Annotated in this window: 7 protein-coding genes; all 7 read right to left on the bottom strand. The window is 55.6% G+C overall.

The window, feature by feature from the left end:
- Nucleotides 1-105: 105 nt before the first annotated feature.
- Entirely contained in the window at nt 106-1,476 is a 1,371-nt protein-coding gene (locus CINSTRO3249_RS10675; RefSeq protein ID WP_074013270.1) for an MFS transporter, read from the bottom strand.
- Nucleotides 1,477-1,687: 211 nt separating this feature from the next.
- Nucleotides 1,688-2,578 carry a heme o synthase gene (gene cyoE, locus CINSTRO3249_RS10670; RefSeq protein ID WP_074013269.1) on the bottom strand — a complete coding sequence of 297 codons (891 nt, stop codon included), beginning with the start codon at nt 2,576-2,578 and terminating at the stop codon, nt 1,688-1,690.
- Nucleotides 2,579-2,593: 15 nt separating this feature from the next.
- Nucleotides 2,594-2,926 carry a cytochrome o ubiquinol oxidase subunit IV gene (locus CINSTRO3249_RS10665; protein WP_074013268.1) on the bottom strand — a complete coding sequence of 111 codons (333 nt, stop codon included), beginning with the start codon at nt 2,924-2,926 and terminating at the stop codon, nt 2,594-2,596.
- Nucleotides 2,926-3,540: a cytochrome o ubiquinol oxidase subunit III gene (locus CINSTRO3249_RS10660; RefSeq protein WP_074013267.1), complete on the bottom strand. Its 615-nt coding sequence runs from the start codon at nt 3,538-3,540 to the stop codon at nt 2,926-2,928. Before CINSTRO3249_RS10660 ends, CINSTRO3249_RS10665 begins: the two co-directional genes overlap by 1 nt.
- Complete coding sequence (gene cyoB / locus CINSTRO3249_RS10655) at nt 3,530-5,524, bottom strand: cytochrome o ubiquinol oxidase subunit I (RefSeq protein ID WP_074013266.1); 1,995 nt, start codon at nt 5,522-5,524, stop codon at nt 3,530-3,532. The genes CINSTRO3249_RS10660 and cyoB overlap by 11 nt, the downstream gene beginning before the upstream one ends.
- Nucleotides 5,525-5,529: 5 nt before the next feature.
- Complete coding sequence (cyoA, locus tag CINSTRO3249_RS10650) at nt 5,530-6,465, bottom strand: cytochrome o ubiquinol oxidase subunit II (protein ID WP_074013265.1); 936 nt, start codon at nt 6,463-6,465, stop codon at nt 5,530-5,532.
- A 461-nt stretch (nt 6,466-6,926) separates the two neighbouring features.
- Nucleotides 6,927-7,331, bottom strand: a complete 405-nt coding sequence (locus CINSTRO3249_RS10645) for an MFS transporter (protein WP_074013264.1) — start codon at nt 7,329-7,331, stop codon at nt 6,927-6,929.
- Nucleotides 7,332-7,467 lie beyond the last annotated feature (136 nt).

The following is a 7,467-nucleotide window of genomic DNA, read 5'->3' as shown; positions in this document are numbered from 1 at the left end:
TGCTCATGCTGAGTTTCCAGCACTAGATTAACTGCCCGTTCACGGACTTCCGGAGAGTAACGTTTGGTCGTTGTCATAGAGACCTCCACTTTTAAAGTATAGACTCTAATTTATCCGGGGTGATTCAGTCTTTTCCAGCGCCGCGCGATTGGTCTGTTTGGTATCCACCTTGACATAAGCGCTGCGCTCTTCGGGCACCACCACCACCTCGGTGACACCAGGCTGCGCCTGAAGACGCTGAGCCAATTGACCATCGGTCACCTGATGTTCGGGCAGGGCGATGCGCAAACTGCTTACGTAGGGCGGCTCGCGCAGCGTCGTGCTCACCAGCCACCACATAAGCGCTATCGCCGCTCCCGCCAGAAAGACCAGCCAGGCGCCCTGGAGCTGAAACAAAAAACCGCCGAGCGTGCCGCCAAACGCCACGCCGAGAAACTGGCTGGTGGAATAAACGCCCATCGCGGTGCCTTTATAGCCGGCCGGCGACTCTTTGCTAATCAGCGACGGCAGCAGGGCTTCCATGACGTTAAACGCCAAAAAGAACAGTTGAATGCCGGCAAACATGACCCAGAGATGTCCGCCCGCCGCGAACAATACCAGCTCGGCCAACAGCAGCAGCGTCACGCAGCCCAGAAACACACGCTTCATGCGCCGTTTGACTTCGGCGTAAATAATGGCCGGCACCACGGCGGCAAATGAAACCAGCATGGTAACCAGGTACACTTTCCACTGATCGCCGGGCATAAAGCCGGCACGGGCCATCATGGGCGGCAGGGCGACGAAACTCGACATCAACATGGCATGCAGGCAAAAGATACCCGCGTTGAGTTTCAACAACTGCGGATTGGCCAGGACTTTGCCGAAACTGCCGCGCACGATGCCCGATTCTCGATTAAGCGTGTGGGCGCCGGCGGTGGGCACCACTAACAGGGTGAGCGCGACCCCCGCCAACGCCAGCGCGGTGATGCCCCAAAACAGGCCGCTAAGACCGATGGCATGGGTCATAATGGGGCCGACCACCATGGCGATGGCAAAGGTCACGCCAAAACTGACGCCGATAAACGCCATCGCTTTGGTGCGGTTCTGCTCGCGGGTCAAATCCGACAGCAGCGCCATCACCGCGGCGGCAATGGCGCCCGATCCCTGCAGCGCGCGGCCGAGGATAACGCCCCATATGCTGTCGGTCAGCGCGGCGATGGCGCTGCCGAGGGCAAAGATCAGCAAACCGCCAACGATAAGCGGCTTGCGGCCGACGCGGTCGGATACCAGTCCGAAGGGGATCTGAAACACCGCCTGCGCCAGCCCGTAAATGCCGATGGCGAGGCCGATGAGCGCTTCGCTGGCGCCCTGTAGCGCCATGCCATAGGTGGTCAGCACCGGCAATACCATGAACATCCCCAGCATGCGCAAAGAAAATACCGTACCCAGGCCCCAGGTGGCGCGCAGCTCCATGCCGGTCATTTTTGTGTCGTTCATCACTACCTCGAAAAATCTTACCGGGCCATTGTAATGCCATAACGCATAACGGGAAATCGAATGATATTTAACAGATGTTAACGTCGTCGCCCGTAGGCGATGTGCGAGCCGGCACGGCACCCAAAAGCGCTTAACGCCCCGGCGGTTTATGAAGTGAAACGGAGGAAAGGGGCAGGGCCTGCGCCCTGCCGGAACGGGCTACCGCCGAGAGTTAGCCGAGGTAGGTGAGCAGGCTGGTGGCGGACGGCACCATGAAATCAACCGACATCATCACGCTCAAGGACGTGATGGCTACGATCGAGAAAATGAACAGCTTGCGCGCCCACACTTTATCGTCATTGGCCGATTTATAGCCCTGCAGCGCCATGCCCAGCCACCAGACGCTCACCGAAGCGGCGACGATCAGGTATTTGTAGCCGGCATAACCGCTCAACGTCAGCATCAGCGTGGCCACCATGAAGCCGATGATATACAGGGTGATGTGGTGTTTTGTCACCGATATACCGCGTTTGACCGGCAAGACCGGAATCGACGCTGCCTGATAATCCTTGAAGCGGAAAATGGCAATGGCATAGGAATGCGGCATTTGCCACAGACTGAAAATCAGCAGCAAAATCAGGGCGCCGGTGTCGAACCGGTCGCTGACGGCGCAGTAACCGATGACCGGCGGCGCGGCGCCGGACAAACTGCCAATAAGCGTGCCGTAGACGGATTTGCGCTTCATATACAGGCTGTATACGCCGACATAGACGACAAAGCCCATCACCGCCAGCCACATGGCCAGCGGGTTGGCCGCCAGATACAACAGCGCAAAACCGGCAATACCCAGCACCGTAGCGTAAACCAGACTGACTTTCAGGGATATTAATCCTTTCACCAGGACCCTGTTCTTGGTCCTTTCCATTTTCCGGTCGATGTCGCGATCGATATAGTTGTTAAACACACAACCCGAGGCGACCACCAGCGACACACCGACCAGCGTGGCGAGAAACAAGGCATAATCGATCTGACCCTTTGCGGCCAGCAAGAAGCCCCCGATGACAGAAATTAGATTACCGAAAATAATTCCTGGTTTTGTTACTTGCAGGTATTGCTTAATCATTACCGTTGCGCACTGTTAGTGGCCCATCAAGTTGTGATTGAGGTACCACATAATCCACAAGGAGCCGACCACCAGGATGGCGATGATCATCACCGCAAACACAAAGGCTATCAGATTCCACTGCTGCTCGGACGACGTACTGAGGTGCAGGAAATACACCAAATGAACCACAATCTGCACGACTGCGCAAATCACCAGCACCGCGATCAGCGTGCTTTCGCTGGCGGAGCCCTGCATCACCATGGCAAACGGAATCACCGTCAGGATGATGGAGAGAATAAAACCAATCAAATAAGACTTATGGCTGCCGTGGCTGGCGCCAGTATGCCCTGCGGATGCATGACTCATTAAAGTGCCCCCATCAAATACACCACGGTAAAGACGCAAATCCACACCACGTCCAGGAAGTGCCAGAACAGGCTCAGGCACTGCAGACGGGTTTGGTTGACCGGGGTCAGACCGCGACGAGAAACCTGGATCATCATCACCAGAATCCAGATAAGGCCGGAGGTGACGTGCAAACCATGGGTACCTACCAGCGTGAAGAAGCCGGACAGGAAGGCGCTGCGGTCCGGCCCATAGCCTTCGGCAATCAAATGATGGAACTCGTAAAGTTCCATGCAGATAAAGCCGAGGCCGAACAGGAAGGTCAGGCCCAGCCAGACGTTGACCCGGCTCTTGTCACCGCGGTACATGGCCAGGATCGCCATGCCGTAGGTGATACTACTGAACAGCAGGAAGAAGGTTTCGACCAGCACAAACGGCAGCTCGAAAATGTCCTTGCCCGTCGGTCCGCCCGCCACGCTATTGCTCAGCACGGCATAGGTGGCGAACAGGGTGGCGAACAAAATACAGTCGCTCATCAGGTAGATCCAGAAGCCAAATACTTTGGTGGCTCCCGCATCGTGGTGCCCATGCTCGGCATGGGCGGCTTCGTGATTGGATAGGATCTTAGTTGACATTCTTCTCGCCCGCTTCACTGATTTGGTCAAAATGCCGGTTCTCGATACGTTCGACTTCCTCTACCGGCACATAATAATCCACGTCTTCATTGAAGCTGTGAACTATCCAGGTCACGATCATGCCGGCAAACCCGACGACCGCCAGCCACCAGATATGCCAGATCAGCGCAAAGCCGAACACCAGGCTAAAGGCGGCAATAATGACGCCAGCGCCGGTGTTTTTCGGCATATGAATCGGTTCATACGCCAGCGGTTTCTGATAAGCGGACCCTTCTTCTTTCATTTCCCAGAACACATCGCGTTGATTGTTCACTTCCGGCACGATGGCAAAGTTATAGAACGGCGGGGGAGAGGAGGTCGCCCATTCCAGAGTGCGGCCGCCCCACGGATCGCCGGTCAGGTCGCGGTTCTGTTCCCGATCGCGCACGCTGACCACAATCTGGATGACCTGGCACAGGATACCTAGCGCGATAAGCGCGGCGCCGGCGGCGGCCACCATCAGCAGCGGATGGAAAACGGGGTCGATCTGCTGGCTCAGACGGCGGGTCATCCCCATGAAGCCCAGCGCGTACAGCGGCATAAAGGCGACGTAGAAACCGATAATCCAGAACCAGAAGGCGCGCTTGCCCCAAGTTTCGTTCAGGGTATAGCCGAACGCTTTCGGGAACCAGTAAGTCATACCGGCGAAGCAACCGAACACCACGCCGCCGATAATGACGTTATGGAAGTGGGCAATCAGAAACAGGCTGTTGTGCAGCACGAAGTCGGCGCCGGGCACCGCCAGCAGCACGCCGGTCATGCCGCCGATGGAGAAGGTGATGATAAAGCCCACGGTCCAAAGCATCGCGGAGTTAAGCACCACGCGGCCCTGATAAATGGTAAACAGCCAGTTGAAGATTTTCACTCCGGTCGGGATGGCGATAATCATCGTCATAATGCCGAAGAAGGCGTTGACGTTGGCGCCGGAGCCCATGGTGAAGAAGTGATGCAGCCAGACGCAGAACGACAGCACGGTAATGGCAATGGTCGCCCACACCAGCGAGGTATAGCCGAACAAGCGTTTTTTCGAGAAGGTAGCCACCACCTCCGAGAATACGCCGAACACCGGCAGCACCAGGATGTACACCTCGGGATGGCCCCAGGCCCAGAACAGGTTGACGTACATCATCATATTGCCGCCAATATCATTGGTGAAGAAATGGGTGCCCAGATAGCGATCCAGGGTCAGCAGTACGATGGTCACGGTCAATATCGGGAACGCGGAGATAATCAGCACGTTGGTGCACAGCGCGGCCCAGGTGAAGACCGGCATTTTCATCATCGGCATGCCGGGCGCGCGCATCCGCAAAATGGTGGCGAAGAAGTTTACGCCGGTCAGGGTGGTCCCGATACCGGCTATCTGGATACTCCAGATCCAATAATCGACCCCGACGCCGGGACTGTACTCCTTGCCCGCCAGCGGCGGATAGGCTACCCAACCGGTTTGGGCGAATTCACCCACGCCGAGGGAGACATTTATCAAGATAACGCCGACGACGAAGAACCAGAAACTCACGGAGTTCAGGAAAGGGAAAGCAACGTCGCGGGCGCCGATTTGCAGCGGCACCGCCAGGTTCATCAGGCCGACCACGAACGGCGTCGCCATGAAGATTATCATGATAACGCCGTGGGCGGTGACCACCTGGTCATAGTGATGCGGCGGCAGAAAGCCCGCTTCGCCCGCCGAGGCCAACGCCTGCTGCGAACGCATCATGATGGCGTCGGCAAAGCCGCGCAGCAGCATCACGAACGCCACGATCATGTACATGATGCCGATTTTCTTATGGTCTACCGAGGTGAACCACTCATGCCAAAGATATTGCCACTTACCAAAATAGGTAATGGCGGCCACCAGCCCCAAACCAATCACAATGATGGCGGCGACGGTTATCATAATGATCGGTTCATGGTACGGAACCGAATCAAACGTTAATTTTCCGAACATCGTTATTATTCCTCGGTACCCGCGTGAGAGTGTTCACCCATGTTCATGTCCATCCCTTCGTCCTGGGTGGTGGCAATACTCGTCCCCTTGCCCATGAATTTGCCGATCACATCCTGGTACAGACTGGGTTTAACGCTGGAGAAGTACTCGACCGGATGATATTCGCTCGGCGCCGCCAGCTGCTCGTAAGCCTCCATGGTGCCAAGAGTTTCCGGTGATGCCTTGACCTTCTGAACCCACTCGTCGAAACCGGCTTGATCTGGCGTGGCGACGGCGGTGAATTTCATACCGGAAAACCCGCGGCCGCTGAAGTTCGCTGAAATGCCTTTATAGCTGCCCGGCTCGTTGGCGATAAGATGCAGGGTGGCGTTCATCCCGGCCATGGCATAAATCTGGCCGCCCAACTGGGGAATAAAGAACGAGTTCATCACCGAATTGGAGGTAATTTCAAACTTCACCGGCACGTTAGCCGGGAAAGCGATTTCGTTTACCGTAGCGATGCCCTGCTCGGGGTAAATGAACAGCCATTTCCAATCCATGGCGACAACTTGAATGGTGACAGGTTTGGCCTCCGAGGCAATGGGTTTGCTCGGATCCAGCGCATGGGTCGACTTCCAGGTCAGGGTGGCCAGGAAGATGATGATAAGGATGGGTACCGTCCACACCACCAGTTCCACCTTGCTGGAGTGGGACCAGTTGGGGCTGTACGTCGCCTTGGTATTTGACGCGCGGTATTTGATGGCAAAGACAAATGCCATAACGACAGCGGGTATCACGACAATCAACATCAGCCCGAGGGCGGTCAGTATTAATGAACGTTGCTCCAGTCCAATCTGTCCCTTGGGATTCATTAACACCATGTCGCTGCAACCGCTAACTAACGCGGCGACGCTAAACAGCGACAACATCCCTAAATACTTATTGTATTTCCTGAGTCTCATCTAACGACCTCAATAAAATGTGCTCTAATGTCGTTTCTTGTGTGGGGGCATTTTACGGGAAGGTTGCAGTACTGTAAACACGCTTAAGCTTATGTCAGAAACATGTTTCTGCATTCTGCCAAGCGTGTCACACCTGTTGGGAATGATGACAAAATATTAATCGCGACAAAGGCTTAGAGAATTAACCGTCGACCCCCCCCGATTCCGTTAACGGAAAGAATAACGGGGTGTAATCTGTATCATCGTGTTAACAAATCAATATCATTCTTTGACAAAGAAACTACAAATACGTAAATAGGCACCCTGTAAAATAGTAGAGGCGATAAACTGTCACGTCTACGACATAAATAAAAAAATGACCTTTAGCCAGAATAGTAATAAGCCAATATCTGAACGCCGTCGCCAGATTTTATTCCTCGTCGCGTTGCCCGTAGCAGAGACGACTCAACCCCGAGCTCCGGCTAGCGGGATCGTTTCATGGCGCGATAATCGAGGATACACCCCATGAGTATACTCACCGTGAGCAGAAGGGCACCTATTTCCCAACATAAATTCATCATGGTGCCAGTAGTGACCCAGCCCGCGGCCTTGGCCAGCAGCAGCACCAGCGCGCCGGCCCACAGCGCGCCACCGGCCGCCAGCAGGCGCTGCGCCAGGCGATAACCGGCGCTGAAATGACCGCGTCGCAGGAATTCGCCGGTTTGCTGGGTGACGGTCAGGGTGGCGCGGCACAGCAAAAGCAGGCCCAGACCGGGAAACGAGATGGCGACCGAGAAGAGATAAAACCAGGCCCAGCCGTGCAATTCGACAAACCAGCCGGCGAGGGGGCCGACATAAACCCGGCCAACGGCGGCCAGCGCCGACAACAGGGCAACTGAATCACCCCGGATAAATTAGAGTCTATACTTTAAAAGTGGAGGTCTCTATGACAACGACCAAACGTTACTCTCCGGAAGTCCGTGAACGGGCAGTTAATCTAGTGCTGGAAACTCAGCATGAGCA

This window comes from Candidatus Sodalis sp. SoCistrobi (genome assembly GCF_900143145.1).
Taxonomy (GTDB): Bacteria; Pseudomonadota; Gammaproteobacteria; order Enterobacterales; family Enterobacteriaceae; genus SoCistrobi.
Note: the sequence above shows the minus strand (reverse complement) of the source record. Positions and strands in the feature narration are given on the sequence as shown.